Origin of the sequence: Gordonia marina (assembly GCF_052036135.1) — a bacterium.
Classification (GTDB): Bacteria; Actinomycetota; Actinomycetes; order Mycobacteriales; family Mycobacteriaceae; genus Gordonia.
In genome coordinates, this window is the sequence record NZ_JBPSDN010000010.1 from 55,488 (window position 1) to 71,833 (window position 16,346).

The 16,346-nt window shown below is 70.9% G+C and carries 15 protein-coding genes and 1 other RNA gene; 4 read left to right on the forward strand and 12 right to left on the reverse strand.

What is annotated here, in order from left to right; genetic code table 11:
* Nucleotides 1-80 precede the first annotated feature (80 nt).
* Nucleotides 81-1,127 carry a hypothetical protein gene (locus ACSEEN_RS08280; protein WP_440712898.1) on the reverse strand — a complete coding sequence of 349 codons (1,047 nt, stop codon included), beginning with the start codon at nucleotides 1,125-1,127 and terminating at the stop codon, nucleotides 81-83.
* Nucleotides 1,128-1,277: 150 nt separating this feature from the next.
* Nucleotides 1,278-2,339, reverse strand: a complete 1,062-nt coding sequence (locus tag ACSEEN_RS08285) for an alpha/beta hydrolase (RefSeq protein ID WP_440712899.1) — start codon at nucleotides 2,337-2,339, stop codon at nucleotides 1,278-1,280.
* Nucleotides 2,340-2,403: 64 nt separating this feature from the next.
* Between ACSEEN_RS08285 and ACSEEN_RS08290 the strand changes: the two genes are divergently transcribed.
* Both ACSEEN_RS08290 and ACSEEN_RS08295 read left to right on the forward strand, forming a co-directional pair.
* A complete protein-coding gene (locus tag ACSEEN_RS08290; protein WP_298446093.1) occupies nucleotides 2,404-3,672 on the forward strand; it encodes a Mur ligase family protein in 1,269 nt (422 codons plus the stop codon).
* Nucleotides 3,669-4,409, forward strand: a complete 741-nt coding sequence (locus ACSEEN_RS08295; protein WP_371308251.1) for a type 1 glutamine amidotransferase — start codon at nucleotides 3,669-3,671, stop codon at nucleotides 4,407-4,409. Before ACSEEN_RS08290 ends, ACSEEN_RS08295 begins: the two co-directional genes overlap by 4 nt.
* A 50-nt stretch (nucleotides 4,410-4,459) precedes the next feature.
* Here the strand turns inward: ACSEEN_RS08295 and ACSEEN_RS08300 are convergent, their stop codons facing one another.
* The 6 genes from ACSEEN_RS08300 to ACSEEN_RS08325 all read right to left on the reverse strand — a co-directional run bounded on the left by ACSEEN_RS08300 (nucleotide 4,460) and on the right by ACSEEN_RS08325 (nucleotide 7,882).
* Entirely contained in the window at nucleotides 4,460-5,023 is a 564-nt protein-coding gene (locus ACSEEN_RS08300; RefSeq protein WP_371308252.1) for a uridine kinase family protein, read from the reverse strand.
* A gap of 28 nt (nucleotides 5,024-5,051) precedes the next feature.
* Complete coding sequence (gene recR, locus ACSEEN_RS08305; RefSeq protein ID WP_247865895.1) at nucleotides 5,052-5,663, reverse strand: recombination mediator RecR; 612 nt, start codon at nucleotides 5,661-5,663, stop codon at nucleotides 5,052-5,054.
* Nucleotides 5,664-5,684: 21 nt separating this feature from the next.
* Complete coding sequence (locus ACSEEN_RS08310) at nucleotides 5,685-6,032, reverse strand: YbaB/EbfC family nucleoid-associated protein (protein ID WP_247865893.1); 348 nt, start codon at nucleotides 6,030-6,032, stop codon at nucleotides 5,685-5,687.
* Between the two features lie 23 nt (nucleotides 6,033-6,055).
* The gene (locus tag ACSEEN_RS08315) at nucleotides 6,056-6,385 is read right to left on the reverse strand and encodes a hypothetical protein (RefSeq protein ID WP_247865892.1); all 330 of its coding nucleotides are present in this window, start codon (nucleotides 6,383-6,385) and stop codon (nucleotides 6,056-6,058) included.
* A gap of 91 nt (nucleotides 6,386-6,476) precedes the next feature.
* Complete coding sequence (locus tag ACSEEN_RS08320; protein ID WP_440712900.1) at nucleotides 6,477-7,382, reverse strand: pseudouridine synthase; 906 nt, start codon at nucleotides 7,380-7,382, stop codon at nucleotides 6,477-6,479.
* Between the two features lie 62 nt (nucleotides 7,383-7,444).
* Nucleotides 7,445-7,882, reverse strand: a complete 438-nt coding sequence (locus ACSEEN_RS08325) for an SRPBCC family protein (protein ID WP_247865890.1) — start codon at nucleotides 7,880-7,882, stop codon at nucleotides 7,445-7,447.
* A gap of 87 nt (nucleotides 7,883-7,969) precedes the next feature.
* Here ACSEEN_RS08325 and ACSEEN_RS08330 point away from each other — a divergent pair, with 87 nt between their 5' ends.
* Complete coding sequence (locus ACSEEN_RS08330) at nucleotides 7,970-9,445, forward strand: FAD-binding oxidoreductase (RefSeq protein ID WP_440712901.1); 1,476 nt, start codon at nucleotides 7,970-7,972, stop codon at nucleotides 9,443-9,445.
* A complete protein-coding gene (locus ACSEEN_RS08335) occupies nucleotides 9,442-10,710 on the forward strand; it encodes a class I SAM-dependent methyltransferase (RefSeq protein WP_440712902.1) in 1,269 nt (422 codons plus the stop codon). The genes ACSEEN_RS08330 and ACSEEN_RS08335 overlap by 4 nt, the downstream gene beginning before the upstream one ends.
* A gap of 34 nt (nucleotides 10,711-10,744) precedes the next feature.
* On the opposite strand, the gene ACSEEN_RS08340 is transcribed toward ACSEEN_RS08335, so the two are convergent.
* The 4 genes from ACSEEN_RS08340 to ffs form a co-directional block, all read right to left on the reverse strand.
* Complete coding sequence (locus ACSEEN_RS08340) at nucleotides 10,745-13,477, reverse strand: DNA polymerase III subunit gamma and tau (RefSeq protein WP_440712903.1); 2,733 nt, start codon at nucleotides 13,475-13,477, stop codon at nucleotides 10,745-10,747.
* 10 nt (nucleotides 13,478-13,487) lie between these two features.
* Nucleotides 13,488-14,789: a glycosyltransferase 87 family protein gene (locus ACSEEN_RS08345; RefSeq protein WP_440712904.1), complete on the reverse strand. Its 1,302-nt coding sequence runs from the start codon at nucleotides 14,787-14,789 to the stop codon at nucleotides 13,488-13,490.
* 62 nt (nucleotides 14,790-14,851) lie between these two features.
* Nucleotides 14,852-16,135, reverse strand: coding sequence for an aspartate aminotransferase type Ic (locus ACSEEN_RS08350; protein WP_440712905.1), 1,284 nt, complete (start codon nucleotides 16,133-16,135; stop codon nucleotides 14,852-14,854).
* A gap of 37 nt (nucleotides 16,136-16,172) precedes the next feature.
* Nucleotides 16,173-16,267, reverse strand: an RNA gene (gene ffs, locus ACSEEN_RS08355) — signal recognition particle sRNA small type.
* Nucleotides 16,268-16,346: the final 79 nt, after the last annotated feature.

Below are 16,346 nucleotides of genomic sequence, written 5' to 3' on the forward strand. Positions count from 1 at the left end.
CGGCCGAGAAGGCTTTCGAGGATTCGGCCCATATCGTGGGTCAAATCCTCGGAAGCCCTGTCAGCACACCGCTCTGCCGGTCAGGAGCGAGCGACGGCCAGAGCGGGTTTCAGGAACTTGTCGTGCAGCGGGACGGCCGCGAAGTGCAGAAGCACGGCGACCGCGGCGGCTCCGACCACGCCGAGGATGTGCTCCACGCCGGAGTCGAAGGCCGACTTGCCGGGGGTGATCTCGGCGAGATGGACCACCGCGGCGACGAGGAAGACCACGAACCAGAACTCCTGCTTGTTCAGCAAGCTGGCCAGCGCCAGGATGCCGCAGATCACGAAGACCGCGATCAGCGCGGGCTGCCACGACGACAACAGCCACGAGATCAGCACCGACGTCACCACGCCGAGGACCGCGCCGAACACCCGGATCGTCGAATTGTGGATCACCTTGCCCGAGTCGTAGGTGTAGATCAGGCAGAACACCAGCAGCGCGTAGCCGAGGCCGCCGAGCCCGGCGACGGTCCAGATCACCGTGAGCACGGCCGAGCCGATCGCCAGGCCGCCGCCGTAGAAGAGCCGCTCGGACAGCGGCGCCGCCTTGACCTTCTTCTTGTCGCTGCCGAAGGCGATCAGCCCCAGCACGATGATCGCGGCCGCACCGATCGACAGGCCGATCAACGGCTGCCACACCTCGGCGAACGATCCCGTCTCGGCGAACTTGGCGAAACCGACCAGGCTCGCGGGTGAGCGGTTGAGCCCCGCCGACCCGGCGACGACGAACAGCCCCTGCCCGAGCGCGGTCACCACCACGCCGCCGAGCTGCACCCACGGCCCGTACGGCCCGATGAGCACGCCGGCCACCAGAATGACCATCGCCCAGCCGGTCGCCGCCAGCATGCCGCGCAGATCCAGGATCCGGATGGCCGGAGCCAGGAACATCAGGGCGATGTATCCGGCCGACAGCACCGGCGTGCCCCACATCCGCGACAGCCAGAAGAGCAGTCCACCGGCGACGAGCACACAGATCGCCGACAGCAGCAGCAGCCGCTTGAACGACGGTTCGTCGCGCACCTGCGGCTCGGCGGAGCCCGCGGTGACCGGCGGCGTCGCGGCGGCGGGAGCGTCGTCGTTCTGCATGACGCTCATCGTAAACAGCGGCGCCCGGCCCCGCGTGGCGCCGTCCGACCGTGGCACAAACCGGTCGGACGGCGTCACTCGGCGATCAGCCGAGGAGTCGTCGGACGCGGCGCGACCGATCACACCGGCCACTGCGCCCCACCTGAACCGTCAGGAGAGGGCGTCGACGACGGCCGCGCCCATCCGGGAGACGTACTCGCGCGCCGCCGGCGAGATCAGGCCCATGTTGATGAAGCCGTGGATCATCGAGCCGGCCCGCTCCAGCGTCACCGGCACGCCCGCGGCGCGCATCGCCTCGGCGTAGGCCAGACCTTCGTCGCGCAGCGGATCGAACCCGGCGACCACCACGTACGCGGGCGGCAGACCGCTCAGGTCGTCGGCCAGCAACGGCGAGACCCGCGGATCGGTGGCCTCGGCGGGATCGGACAGGTAGTGCTCGGTGAAGTAGGCGATGTCCGCTGCGGTGAGGAAGTGCCCGTCGGCGAACTCACGCCGGGAATCGGTCTCCCGCGCCATGTCGGTGACCGGATAGATGAGCAACTGCAACGCCGGGACGACGTCCTCGCCCCGCGTCTGCAGCGCCACCACGGCGGACAGGCAGCCGCCCGCCGAGTCGCCCGCGACGACGATCTTCGCCGGGTCGATCCCCCACTCGGGTGCCTTCGCCACCGCGTAGTGCCAGGCCGCGAGCGCGTCGTCGACCGCGGCCGGGAACTTGTGCTCCGGGGCGAGCCGGTAGTCGATCGAGAGCACGTCTGTGCCGGAGGCCACCGCGAGCGCACGGACCGCCGAGTCATGGCTGGCCCGGCTGCCGAGCACGTAGCCGCCGCCGTGCAGGAACAGGATCAGTCCGCGCGGGCTCCCCGCCTCCACCCGGTAGCGGGTCGCGCCGATGGTTCCGCCCGGGCCCTCGAACTCCAGATCCTCCTCGATCGCGAACGGCGGGAAGGTCTGCGCCATCGCCACGCCGGTGGCGTCGAGCTGCGCGCGGGCCCCGGCCGGTGGCCGCGACGTCAGCCCCATCCCCGGCACCTTCGCGGTCGCCGCTCCCACCAGCGCCATCTCCGGGGCGAGGTGACCGCCGTCGGAGTTGACCTTGGTGATCCGGGCGGCGGTACCCAGCACGGACGCGGGAATCAGTCCCGCCGCCCGGAACAACCGGCGCTGGACGCGTTCGGGCAGAGACAGATTCTTCGATGTCGCGCGGCTCACAGTCGCCGACGCTATCACCGCCGACGCGCTCGGTGCACCGACTCCCTGTGACAGAATTTTCTCTATGCGCCTGCCACTTCGCACCCGGACCGCACTCGCGGCGGCCGCCTCCGCGCGCTGGGCGTCGCGGGCCGCGGGCCGCGGCAAGGGCTCGATGATCGGCGGCCTCGTCGCCGAGAAGATCGACCCGAACATCATGTCGCGGCTGGCCGCCGGCCGTCGTACCGTGCTGGTGACCGGCACCAACGGCAAGTCGACCACCACTCGGATGACCGCCGCCGCACTCGCCGGCCTCGGCGAGGTGGCCACCCAGCCCGACGGCGCCAACATGGACGCGGGCATCATCGCGACCCTCTCTCTGGACCGGGTCGCCCCGATCGCGGCGCTCGAAGTGGACGAACTGCATGTCCCGCACGTCAGCGACAACACGAATCCGGAAGTGGTCGTCCTGCTGAATCTCTCGCGCGACCAGCTGGATCGCGTCGGAGAGATCAACCACATCGAACGGCGCCTCCGCGAAGGCATCGAGCGTCACCCGGAGACCGTCGTCGTCGCCAACTGCGACGACGTCCTGGTGACCTCCGCCGCCTACGACGCGCCGCGGGTGATCTGGGTGGCCGCCGGAGCGAGCTGGGTCGGTGACTCGGTCAGCTGCCCGCGCACCGGCGAGCCGATCGTGCGCCGCGACGACGACTGGTACTCCACCGGCGACGAGCACTTCCGCAGGCCCACCCCGCAGTGGTGGTTCGACGACGAGAACATCTACGGCCCCCACGGTTTCGAGGCGCCGCTGACGCTGTCCGTGCCCGGCCGGGCCAACCGCGGCAACGCGACGCAGGCGGTCGCGGCGGCCGTCGCGATGGGTGCCGACCCGGCCGCCGCGGTGGCCGCCGTCGGCACCGTCGGCGAGGTGGCCGGTCGCTACGGGTCGTTCCAGTTGGGCCGCCACCGAGTCCGCACCCTGCTCGCCAAGAATCCGGCGGGCTGGCAGGAGGCGCTGGCGATGATCGACACCGACGCCGACTCACTGGTGATCGCCGTCAACGGCCAGGTGCCCGACGGCGAGGACCTGTCGTGGCTGTGGGATGTGCGGTTCGAGGCCTTCGAGACCATGCAGGTGATCGCCGCCGGTGAGCGCGCCGCGGACCTCGGCGTGCGGCTGCTGTACGCCGGCGCCGAGCACACCACGATCGAAGACACCATGGCGGCGATCGAGTCGTGCCCGCCGGGCCGGGTCGAGGTGCTCGCCAACTACACCGCTTTCCGGGACCTCGGCATCGCGCTGGAGCGGGCCGGAGCCGCCCCGGTGCCGACATCGAGGAGCCAGTCATGAGTGAATCGACCCTGCGGATCGGCCTGGTGCTCCCCGACGTGATGGGCACCTACGGTGACGGCGGCAACGCCCTCGTCCTGCGGCAGCGCGCCCGGATGCGCGGCATCGACGCCGAGATCGTCCCGATCACGCTCGAAGACGACGTCCCCGACTCCCTGGATGTGTACACCCTCGGCGGCGCGGAGGACTTCGCGCAGCGGCTGGCCACCCGGCACCTGCTCGAGCACCCCGGCATGCAGCGCGCCGCCGCCGCCGGGCGGCCGGTCCTCGCGATCTGCGCCGCCATTCAGGTACTCGGCCACTGGTACCTGACCGCGGCCGGCGAGAAGGTGGAGGGCGTCGGGCTGTTCGACGCCACCACGTCGCCGATGGAGGCCCGGGCCATCGGGGAACTCGTCACCGATCCGCTGCTCGACGGTCTGACGCAGCCGCTGACCGGATTCGAGAACCATCGCGGCGCCACGACTCTCGGCCCGGATGCCCGGCCCCTCGGCCGCGTGCGGCACGGCACCGGCAACGGCGCGCCCTTCGGCTCCACGCAGGAATCCGCGGGCGAGGCCGTCGAGGGCGTGATCCAGGGCAGCGTGCTCGGCACCTACATGCACGGCCCGCTGCTGGCCCGGAACCCGGAGCTGGCCGACCATCTGCTGGCCGCGGCCACCGGCCGGATCCTGGAACCGCTCGATCTTCCCGAGATCGACCTGCTCCGTCGGGAACGGATCGCCGCGGCACGCTGAGCGACACTCAGGCGGCCTCGGCCACCGGGTCCGCACGGATCACGGCCGGCCTAAGCGGGCACGACCTCGCAGCGGCGGCGCGTCCCGTCGACGGCGAACCAGCCGTCCTCGAAGTGCTGCCACGCCGCCAGGTTCGGCCGCTGGTCCTCGCCGTCGCGGGCGACGGTCCGGGCCAGTCGTTCCTCGGCGGGCGGGCCGTCGAGCCAGAACGCGTGGGTGAGCCGGTCCGCGATCGCCTGCCGGGCGGCGGTGACGCCCTCGATGATCAGCAGCGGCGCCCAGTGCATCAGTTCGGCCGGGCCGGCGTGCGGTACCCCGTCGATCCAGATGCGGGGGTGGTGGCTGATGTCGTGGCTGCGGCGGAACGGCGCGAGAACATCGCGCTCGAGTTCCGGCCACCAGCCGGCCGGATCGTCCCAGGTGGCGTAGTAGTCGGTGCGGATCAGCAGGGCCCGTCGGCCGAGCGCGGAGAGTCGTGCGGCGAGCGCGTCGGCGAAGGTGCTCTTCCCCGCGCCGGAGGGGCCGTCGACCGCGATGATCCCGCTCCGCAGGTCGCGGCTCGCGATCGCGTGCGCGGCGGCGGCGAGGTCTTCGACGGAGGAACCCTTCGACACACCGCTCACGCTAGTCTCCGCCCGGCGGTCAGGCCAGAACGCGCCGCCCGGACAGCGCCCGGCCGAGAGTGAGCTCGTCGGCGAACTCCAGGTCGCTGCCCATCGGCAGACCCGAGGCCAGGCGCGTCATCGACAGGCCGGGGAAGTCCTTCAGCATGCGCAGCAGGTAGGTGGCGGTCGCCTCGCCCTCGGTGTTCGGATCGGTCGCGATGATGATCTCGGTGACGTCGACGCCGCCGGGCTGGTTGGCGAGTCGTTGCAGCAGCTCGCGGATCCGCAGCTGGTCCGGACCGATCCCGGACAGCGGGTCGAGCGCACCGCCGAGCACGTGGTAGCGGCCGTCGAACTCCTTGGTCCGCTCGATCGCGTAGATGTCCTTCGGCTCCTCGACCACACATATCTTGGTCGCATCGCGCCGGGCGTCGCTGCAGATCCGGCAGAGCCGGTCGGCGGCGACGTTCCCGCATTCGGCGCAGAAGTTCACATTGTCGCGAACCTCGCCGAGCGCCTCGACGAGGCGATCGATCTCCTGTTTGTCACCCGCGAGCAGGGAGAAAGCGATGCGCTGGGCACCCTTCGGCCCCAGCCCGGGAAGCTTCGCGAGCTGGTCGATGAGTACCTGGATCGGCCCCTCGTACATCAGGCCCTTTCGGTGTCTGGCTCAGCCGAGGCCGGGCATGCCGGCCGACAGCGGGCCCAGCTTCTCTTCGGTCAGGGCGGCGCGGCACAGCGCCAGATCGGCCAGCGCACCCAGGATCAGGTCCTGCAGGGTGTCGACGTCCTCGGGATCGACCACATCCTTGGCGATGGTCACCGCGGTGATGTCACCGGTGCCGTTGCCCTCGATGGTGACCAGTCCGTTCCCCGCGCTGCCGATGAGCTTCGCCGCCGCGATCTCCTGCTGGGCCTGGTACAGCTGGTTCTGCATGGCCTGCGCCTGCGCGAGGAGGTCGGCCATCTGGTTGTCGCCGCCGCCGAACAGGGCCGAGGGGTCGAATGCGTCAGTCATGGTGCCCAGGGTAGTCGGTGCGCTCACCCGAGCAGTCGCTCGACATGCTCGGCGAGTTGGTCGACGCTCTGCCCGTCGGCCGGGGTCACCACGAACGAGAGCACGTCGTCGGCGAACAGGGCCGTCGCCCGCCGGTTGAGGGCGAACTCGAAGCGGTCGCCCACGCGCCGCCACTGCAGCACCCCGCCGTAGACGGGTGCACTGGCCCCGGTGGTGATGGCGTGCTGCTCCTCGTGCGGGCCGCCGGGCAGATCCCGTTGCAGCTGGAAGCAGGCGTCGGATTCGGTGTCGAGGAAGACCACGGCCTCGCATCCCAGGTCGGGATGGTGCTCGTGGGACGCGATGATCGCCATGACTCCAGGATAGGAGTTCACCCACCCGCCGATCACCGCAGAACACCGGCCGTCTCAGCGCCGCCGGCGGCGATCTTCCCTCGGTGAGCCGTCAGCGGCCGGTGTTCTGCGCGGACCCGGGCGGGAACCATGCCCGGCGGCTCTCGAAACGCCGCTCTTCGCCGGTGATCGGATCGGCGAAGGCCAGGCTCGACGCGATCAGGCACAGCGGGCGGGAGAAGTCGCCCCGGTCGGGGGCCGCGGCGAGGTCCGCGTCGACGTCCGGATACAGCGGGTCGCCGAGGATCGGGAGGCCGAGGCCGGACATGTGCAGGCGGAGCTGGTGGGTGCGGCCGGTCTGCGGAACCAGGAGGTATTCCCCCAGGCCGTCGTCGCGGACCCGTTCGAGGGTGATGTCGCTGACCGCGTTGACCGGGCCGTCGACCACCCGCGCGCGCAGATCACCCGACGTCTTGACGATCCGGTTCGCCACCCGGACCGTGGCCTCGACGTCCGGCCGCAGCGGGGCGACGGCCCGGTACACCTTGCGCGCCAGACGATTCGCGAACAACTCCTGGTACGCGGCACGAACCTCCGGGCGGGCCGTGAAGACGAGGACGCCCGCGGTGAGCCGGTCGAGCCGATGCGCGGGCGCGAGATGGTCGTTCCCGAACTCTCGGCGGAGACGGACGAGCGCCGTCTGCGTGACGTGCCGCCCGCGCGGCATGGTGGCGAGGAAGTGCGGTTTGTCGACCACGACCAGGTCGTCGTCGGCGTGCAGGATCTCCAGTCCGAAGGGCACGTCGTACTCGGCGGGCAGGTCCCGGTAGAGGTAGACCGGGACGGGCCGCGGGACCGGCGCGCCGAGCTCGACCGGGCGGCCGTCGGCATCGACGACGGCGCCGGCCGCGTGCTGGGCGGCCAGTGCGGCCGCGGTCAGCCCCGCCAGGCTCGGCGCCGCCAGCAGCGCCTCGGCCACCGTGGGCGGCGCCGGAAACAGCTCCGGCCGGAGTACCACTCGCGTGGCGTCGACGCCGTCGCGCAGCGGGAGAGGCTTGGTGCGGCGGCGCCCGCGGCGGCTCAGGGCTCCAGGCGGGTCTTGAGGTTCCCGAGCAGCTCGGACTGGATGCGGCCGAGGCCCTTGGGCGCGAAGGTCTTCTCGAAGAAGCCGCCGATGCCGCCGGCGCCCTGCCAGGTGGTGATCACCTCGACGCGGCTGCCGGTGCCCGCGGCGGTCACCCGGTAGACGGTGACCATCGAGGAGTTGCGGTCGGACTCGGTGACCGAGTCGGCGGAGGCCGTCACATCGGCGAGCACGTCGCGCGAGCGCTTCTCGGTGGCCTGCAGAATCCAGTGCACGACGGTCCCCGCACCGGTGCCTCCCTCGACGACCGCGTAGTCGCGATAGTTGGCGGGCAGGATCGCCGGGCGCACCTCGCGGTAGTCGGACAATGCGGCCAGCACGACCTCCGGAGCGGCGGCGATGTCGAGGGATGACGCGGCGGTGACCTGACCCACGGTGGATTACTCCTTGTTCGAGATGTCGTCCCGCCTGCCGCGGGACCTGCGATCCACCGTACCGACCGATCACGCTACGGTGGATGCGTGGCTTCCTCGCGGCTCGAATCCGGTACCGAAGCGTTCCAGCAGGGAGTGGATCGCCTGTTGGCGAGCTACCGCGCCATTCCCGACGGAGCGGGCATCCGGCTGGCGAAGAAGACCTCGAATCTGTTCCGCAAGCGCGCCGCCACCACGGCCCCCGGGCTCGACGTGTCCGGCCTGAACCGGGTGATCTCGGTGGATCCGGCGGCCCGCACCGCGCAGGTGGCGGGAATGACCACCTACGAGGACCTGGTCGACGCCACCCTCCCCTATGGACTGGTGCCGCTGGTGGTGCCGCAACTCAAGACGATCACCCTCGGCGGCGCGGTGACCGGGCTCGGGATCGAGAGCACGTCGTTCCGCAACGGCCTGCCGCACGAATCGGTCCGCGAGATGGAGATCCTCACCGCGACCGGGGAACTGGTGATCGCGCGGCCCGACAACGAGCACGCCGACCTCTTCTACGGCTTCCCCAACTCGTACGGCACCCTCGGCTACTCGGTCCGGCTGGAGATCGAACTGGAGAAGGTCCCGCCGTTCGTCGCGCTGCGGCACGTGCGGTTCCGTTCGATCGGGGACCTGCAGGCCGCAATGATCCGCATCGTCGACTCCCGCGAGTACGACGGCGAACGCGTGGACTACCTCGACGGTGTCGTCTTCACCCGTGACGAGTGCTACCTGGTCCTCGGGCGGCAGACCGCCGAGCCCGGGCCGGTGAGCGACTACACCGAGATGGACGTCTTCTACCGGTCCATCCAGCACGACGACGTCGAGCATCCGAAGACGGACCGGCTGACCATCCGCGACTACCTGTGGCGCTGGGACACCGACTGGTTCTGGTGCTCGCGGGCCTTCGGCGCGCAGAACCCGAAGATCCGCCGGTTCTGGCCCAAGAAGTATCTGCGGTCGAGTTTCTACTGGAAGCTGATCGGCTACGACCAGCGCTGGGACATCGGCGACAAGCTCAACGCCCGCAAGGGACTGCCGCCCGGCGAGCGCGTGGTGCAGGACATCGAGGTGCCGATCGAGCGGACCGCCGACTTCGTGAACTGGTTCCTGGACGAGATCCCGATCGAGCCGATCTGGCTGTGCCCGCTGAAGCTCGCCGAACCCAGCGCCGGGAGCACTTCGACTCCGCTCAGCATGAACTCCGCGAGCGGGCTGAGTAATGACAGCCCCGGTATCGACCCGGAGCAGCCGTGGTCGCTGTATCCGCTCAAGCGCGGGCATGCCTACACCAATGTGGGCTTCTGGTCGGCGGTGCCGGCCACCCCGGGCGAGCCCGGACACGCCAACCGCCGCATCGAGCGCAAGGTCAGCGAGCTCGACGGCCACAAATCTCTCTACTCCGAGTCGTTCTACCCGGAGGAAGAGTTCGACGAACTGTACGGCTCGGCGACCTACCGCGCACTCCGGTCCACCTACGACCCGCGCGGCCGGCTGGCGAGCCTCTATGAGAAGGCGGTGAAGCGCGCATGAATCTGGCCGAGATCTTCGAAACGCTCCTGGGCAAGGAGCTGGGAATCCGGTTCACGGCGTACGACGGGTCGAGCGCCGGCCCGGAGGACGCCGCGTTCGGCCTCGACCTGAAGACGCCGCGCGGCACCACCTATCTGGTGACCGCGCCGGGCGAGCTGGGCCTGGCCCGCGCGTACGTGTCCGGCGATCTGGAACTGGTCGGCGGGCATCCCGGCGATCCGTACGGCGCACTCCAGGCGCTGGCCGGGGACCTCAAGTTCACCAAGCCGAGCCCGCTGCAGCTCGCCGCCATCGCGAAGTCGCTCGGCACCGAGCACTTCAAGCCGATCGCGCCGCCGCCGCAGGAGACGCTGCCGCGCTGGCGCCGCTTCGCCGAAGGACTGCGCCACAGCCGCGGCCGCGACGCCGAGGCGATCCAGTACCACTACGACGTCTCCAACGCCTTCTACGAGCTGGTGCTCGGTCCGGCGATGACCTACACCTGCGCGGTGTACCCGGACCGGGACGCGAGCCTCGAGGCCGCGCAGGAGAACAAGTACCGGCTGATCTTCGACAAGCTGGCACTGAAGCCGGGCGACCGGCTGCTCGACGTCGGCTGCGGCTGGGGCGGCATGGTCCGCTACGCCGCCCGCCGCGGGGTGCACGCGCTCGGCGTCACCCTGTCGAAGGAGCAGGCGTCGTGGGCGCAGCAGGCGATCGTGGACGAGGGTCTGGGCGAGTTCGGCGAGGTGCGGCACAGCGACTACCGCGACATCACCGAGACCGGCTTCGACGCGGTCAGCTCGATCGGCCTCACCGAGCACATCGGCGTCGCCAACTACCCGGCGTATTTCGGCTTCCTGCGCGATCGGCTCCGCCCCGGCGGGCTGCTGCTCAATCACTGCATCACGCGCCCGGAGAACAAGACGCGAGCCAAGGCCGGACCGTTCATCGACCGGTACGTGTTCCCGGACGGCGAGCTGACCGGCGCGGGCACCATCATCTCCAAGCTCCAGGACGCCGGCGGGATGGAGGTGCTGCACGAGGAGAACTTCCGCGAGCACTACGCCATGACGCTGCGTGACTGGAACCGCTACCTGGTGTCGAACTGGGAAGCGGCGGTCGCCGAGGTCGGCGAGGCCACCGCGCGCCAGTGGGGCCTCTACATGGCCGGTTGCCGGATCGGATTCGAGCGCGACGTGGTCGAACTGCACCACGTGCTGGCCGTGAAGAAGGGCGACGAGTCGTTGCCGAACACGCCGCTGCGCCCCTGGTGGACGCCGTAGCGCCCACGCCCGTCGAACTCGGCGTCTTCTCCGGTCAGCTTCCGTCGATGACCGGGCGGGCGCCGAGTTCGTTCTTGAGCAGTTCCAGGGCCACCTGATCCGGGTCCAGGCGAGGATCCGGGGTGCCGGAATGGGCCGAGGCGACCATCTCGGCGCGCTCGGAATCACTCAGTTCCTCGTCCGGGACCGGCTCGGCCGGCCAGGGCTCCTCGGGCTCGGACGGCGGTTCCGGAGGCGGCGGCACGTCGTCGCCGCGGCGCTGCCCACCCGACTCGGAGCGGCTCGGCCGGCTGAAGGTCTGCCGGGGAGGCTGCCGTTGCGCCTGCTGCGGACCGCGCTGTGCGGGCGCGGCGGCCTGGGCCGGGCCGCCCTGCGCGTGAATCACCTGAACCTGCCACTGACCGCCGAAGACCGCCGAGAACACCTCGCCGAACATCTGCAGCCGGGCCGGCTCGGAGAGCCGCCCGACCAGCGGCGGGTTGGGATGGCCGAGCACCGCGACGCCGTCGCCCACCGACTGCACGGTGGCGGCGGACAGCATCGATTCGAGGACCTTGCCCGCCGGTCGTTCCCGGATGGCGGACCGGATGTCGGCCCAGCGCGCACTGACGGTCTCGACGGTGAGGGCGGGGCTCGTCGGTGCGGGTTCCGGCTCGGGCCGGGGCTCGGGCTGGGGCGCGGGCTGCGGCACCGGTGCGGCCTGGGGGGCCGGGGCCGGTGCGGACTGCGCCGGCGGTGCCGAGGTCGGCGCGGACCGCGGTGCCGGCGTGGATTGCGCCGTCGGTGCGGGACTCGTCGCAGGCGCGGGGCGCGGAGCCGACGCGGGGCGCCGGGGCACCACGACGCCTTCCGGCGGCGCGTCGTAGAAGGGCTCCTCGGGCGGCGGAATGTCGTCGTAGGGGTCGGACGGTGCCGGAGTTCGCGGTCCGGAATCCGGCGCGGCCGACCGGGGGGTGGCTTCGACACGGTCTGCGCTTAGCGGCTTGACCGGTGGTTCCTGAGCGGAGTCGAAGGGCTCAGCCGGCGGAGCAGGAGTCGACTCGACCGGCGGGGCGGGAGTCGGCTCAGCCGGTGACGACGAGGCCGGCTCGGCGAGTTCCTCCCGCCCGTTGAGCCGGTCCGAGGCGCTAGCCGAGGAACGAGTCGAAACGTCGCCCCCATCCGAAGAAACACGCTCGTCAGAAGGGCGGGCTTCGACACGGTCTGCGCCTAGCGGCTTGACCGGTGGTTCCTGAGCGGAGTCGAAGGGCTCAGCCGGCGGGGCAGAAGTCGGCTCGACCGGCGGGGCAGGAGTCGGCTCAACTGGCGAGGTGGGAGTCGACTCAGCTCGCGGGGCGGGAGTCGGCTCAGCCGGCGGGGCGGGAGTCGGCTCAGCTCGCGGAGTGGGCGGCGGCTCAGCCGACGAGGCGGGAGTCGACTCAGCTCGCGGGGTGGGCGGCGGCGCAACCGGCGGAGTGGGAGTCGGGTCGGCGGGGGTGGGCGTCGGCTCGCACGGCGCCGGGGCGGCGGCGGGGCGGCGCTGGGAGGGGCGCACGAAGCGCGACGGGGGCCCGTCGGCGGGGGGCGCCGGGGCCGCGGGGGTCTCCGGGACGGGGGCGGCGGCCGAGGGGGCCGCGCCGGGGCGTCGTTCCAGGGTCTCGACGCGCTGCAGGAGCGCGGCGTCGTCGGCAGAGGCGGCGGGCAGCAGCAGGCGCGCGCACATCACCTCCAGCAGCAACCGCGGCGAGGTGGTGCCGCGCATCTCGCCGAGCGCCGCGTGCGCGACCTCCGCGTACCGGGTCAGCGTGGCCAGGCCCAGGTAGTCGATCACCGACCGCATCCGGGTCACCTGATCGGCGGGGGCCTCGACCAGGCCGCGCTCGGCGGCGTCGGGCACCGCCTGGAGCAGCAGCAGGTCGCGGAACCGGTCGAGCAGGTCGATGGCGAAGCGGCGCGGGTCGTGCCCCGCGTCCACGACCTGCTCGACGACCCCGAACAGCGCGGAACCGTCGCCGGCGGCGAGGGCGTCGACGGCGCCGTCGATCAGCGCGACGTCGGTGACACCGAGCAGCGCCAGCGCGCGATCGTAAGTGACACCCTCCGGTCCGGCGCCGGCCAGCAGCTGGTCGAGGATCGAGAGCGAATCACGCGGTGAGCCGCCACCGGCCCGGATGACCAGGGGAAACACCTCGGGGGCGACGACGGCACCCTCGCGCTGGCAGATCCCCTCGAGCAGGCCGCGCATCACGGGCGGGGCCAGCAGCCGGAACGGGTAGTGGTGCGTACGCGAGCGGATGGTGGTGAGCACCTTCTCCGGCTCGGTGGTCGCGAAGATGAAGATGAGGTGCTCCGGCGGCTCCTCCACGATCTTCAGCAGCGCGTTGAAGCCCGCCGGAGTCACCATGTGCGCCTCGTCCACGATGAACACCCGGTAGCGGGATTCGGCGGGCGCGTAGAAGGCGCGATCGCGCAGCTCGCGGGTGTCGTCGACGCCACCGTGGCTGGCCGCGTCGAGTTCCACGACGTCGAGGTTGCCCGGACCGCCCGGGGCCAGCGCCACGCACGACGCGCACACCCCGCACGGCGTCGACGTGGGGCCCTGCTCGCAGTTCAGCGAGCGGGCCAGGATACGGGCCGACGACGTCTTACCGCAGCCGCGCGGCCCGGAGAAGAGGTAGGCGTGGTTGATACGACCGCTGTCGAGCGCGCGGCTCAACGGATCGGTGACATGCTCCTGCCCGACGACTTCGGCGAAGGTTCCGGGCCGGTAAGTGCGATAGAGTGCCACGTCCGCAACCCTACCGGCGGGGTCCGACAGCGTCGTCGGACGGCTGTGCTCGGCCCCGGCCGGGCACCCGCCACGACCGGCCGCGCAGACCGTAGACGACGATCACCGCGACCGCGACCGCCACCAGGATCAGGTTGTACGGCTGCACCGTGAAGCACCAGTACCAGTGCCCGCGGGGCCGCATGAACAGGCCCGTCAGCTGCGCGTCCGGCACGCTTTCGTTGACGTACCAGATCGCGTGCGAGATGTACCGGCGCCACGGAAAGGCCAGCAGGAAGCCGCCGACGATCCCGGCGCCGACCAGTCCCCGGGCCAGCACGCCGGGCAGGGTGAGCAGCAGGTGGAGTGCGACGATCAGCAACGGCAGCAGCCAGACCCAGTGGTGGCCCCAGGCGACCGGCGACACGGCGCAGGAGGTCATGCCGACCAGGCTGAGCGCGAGGAGTTCCTGCCCGTGCCGGTGCGCGAGGACGGCCGCCCCGAGGCCGAGGAGCGCGACCAGCCCGGCCAGGATCAGCCAGGCGAGAGTGCTCGGGGTGTCGGTGTGGCCCAGATTGGCCAGCGCACCGCGGATCGACTGGTTCCCGGTGGTCTGCGGGGCGGCGACGCGGTCGGCGTCGAACAGTGTGCCCGTCCAGTAGTCCCACGAGTCGCGCGGCAGGACCGCGAAGCCGACGGCGATGGTCGCCGCGAAGCCGCCGGCCAGCGTCGCCGCGGCCTTCCACTGCCGGATCGCCACCAGGTAGACGGCGAAGAGGAGCGGGGTCAGCTTGATCCCGGCCGCCAGGCCGGTTCCGGCGCCGCGGAGCACCGACTTCTCGTCGCGCAGCAGATCCCAGAGGATGAGGAGCATCAGGAAGACGTTGATCTGCCCGAACCAGATGGTGCTGCGCACCGGTTCCAGCAGCGTCGAGATGATCACCAGGCTCGCCGCGATACCGCGCAGCCGCCACGTCGACCGGTGTCCGAGGCTGCGGAAGCCGAGCATGATGACCCCGTAGAGCGCGGCGAAGATGCCGATCACCCAGACGGTGTGCGCGGCCTGCGCCGACATCCACGCGAACGGGATCAGGAACGGGATCGAGATCGGCGCGTAGGTGTAATCCATCTGGCCGAGGAGTTTGACCCGGTAGAGGGGCTCACCGTCGAGCACGGCCCGCGCCCCGGCGCGGTAGACGTCGAGGTCGAGCTGGTAGTCGAACAGGCCCCAGCGCGGGGTGGTGAACGGGATGATCGCGTTCTGCGCCCAGATCGCCAGCGCGGCGAGGATCCCGAAGAGCACCAGCAGCGGCGTCGACCTCTCGAGCTTCACCGGTCCTCCCGACCACTCACCCCCACATCACTCCGGCCTGCCCCGCGCGGCGCGGGCCGCGATCAGGCCTCGTCGAGCAGCTTCTCCGTGGCGGCCAGCAGCGCGCAGGTCGCGACGCCGTCCATCGCCGTCGCCAGCTCGTCGATCGGCGGGAACGTCGGCGCGAGGCGGATGTTCTTGTCGTCCGGGTCGTTCTTGTACGGGAACGTGGCGCCGGCGCCGGTCAGTGCGATACCGGCGTCCTTCGCCAGCTGCACGGTCCGGGTCGCGGTGCCGTCGATCACGTCGAGGCTGATGAAGTAGCCGCCCTCGGGCTCGGTCCAGCCGGCGATCTTGGCCTCGGCGAGCCGGTCCTCGAGGATGTCGAGCACGAGCTTGAACTTGGGCGCGAGCAGTTCCCGGTGACGGGCCATGTGGGCGCGGACACCGTCGGCGTCGCGCAGGAATTGCAGGTGGCGGAGCTGATTCAGCTTATCCGGGCCGATCGTGGCGATGGTCGCGTGGCCCAGGTACCAGTCCAGATTGGCCTTCGACGACCCGAAGAACGACACGCCGGCCCCGGCGAAGGTGATCTTGCTGGTGGAGCCGAAGACGTAGACGCGGTTCGGGTGACCCGCCTCGGCGGCGAGGTCGAGGATCGGCAGCGGCCGCGGCGCCTCGTCGAGCAGGGTGTGCACCGCGTAGGCGTTGTCCCAGTAGATGCGGAAGTCCGGCGCGGCCGTCGGCATCGCGACCAGACGACGGGCGACGTCCTCGCTGACGGTGTAGCCGGTCGGGTTGGAGTAGGTCGGGACCACCCACATGCCCTTGATCGACGGGTCCTCGGCCACCAGCGCCGCGCACGCGTCGACGTCGGGCCCGTCCGGGTTCATCGGGATGTTGATCATCTCGATGCCATAGGTCTGGGTGATCGAGAAGTGCCTGTCGTACCCGGGGACCGGGCACAGGAACTTGACCGGGCCGGACTCGGCGGACCACGGCCGCTCCGAATCCGGAGTGCCGGTGAGCAGCGCGAAGACCGTGAGGTCGTGCATGATCTGCAGGCTCGCGTTGTTCTGGGCGACGATCCGGTCGGTGCCGGTGCCCAGCAGCTCACCGAAGATCTCGCGGATGCCCGGCAGGCCGACGTTGCCGCCGTAGTTGCGGCAGTCGGTGCCGTCCGGGCTCACGTGGTTGCCCTCGCCCGGGAGCGACAGCAGCGGTTCGGAGAGGTCGAGCTGATCCGGGGCCGGCTTGCCGCGCGTGAGATCGAGCTTGAGCCCGGCCGCGCAGAGCGCCTCGTACCGCTTCCGCAGGTCCGCCTGGGTGTCGCGCAGCTGGTCAGCACTCATCGAGTGAAAGTTCAACGCGGAACCTCTTCGGCATACCTGGCGGTCATGAAAGATTAGAGGACCCCGCGCACCCGAGAGAGCCCGTTGACCCTTGCTGCCTTCCGGCCCTGGGGGAGTTCACAGGATGCACGCCGCGCGGGATCCGTCGACCAGTGTAGCGGGTGATGGCATACGCGCTGAATCGACCATCGCTGCAATGGTCGAACGGCCGGCCGACGTGTACGGC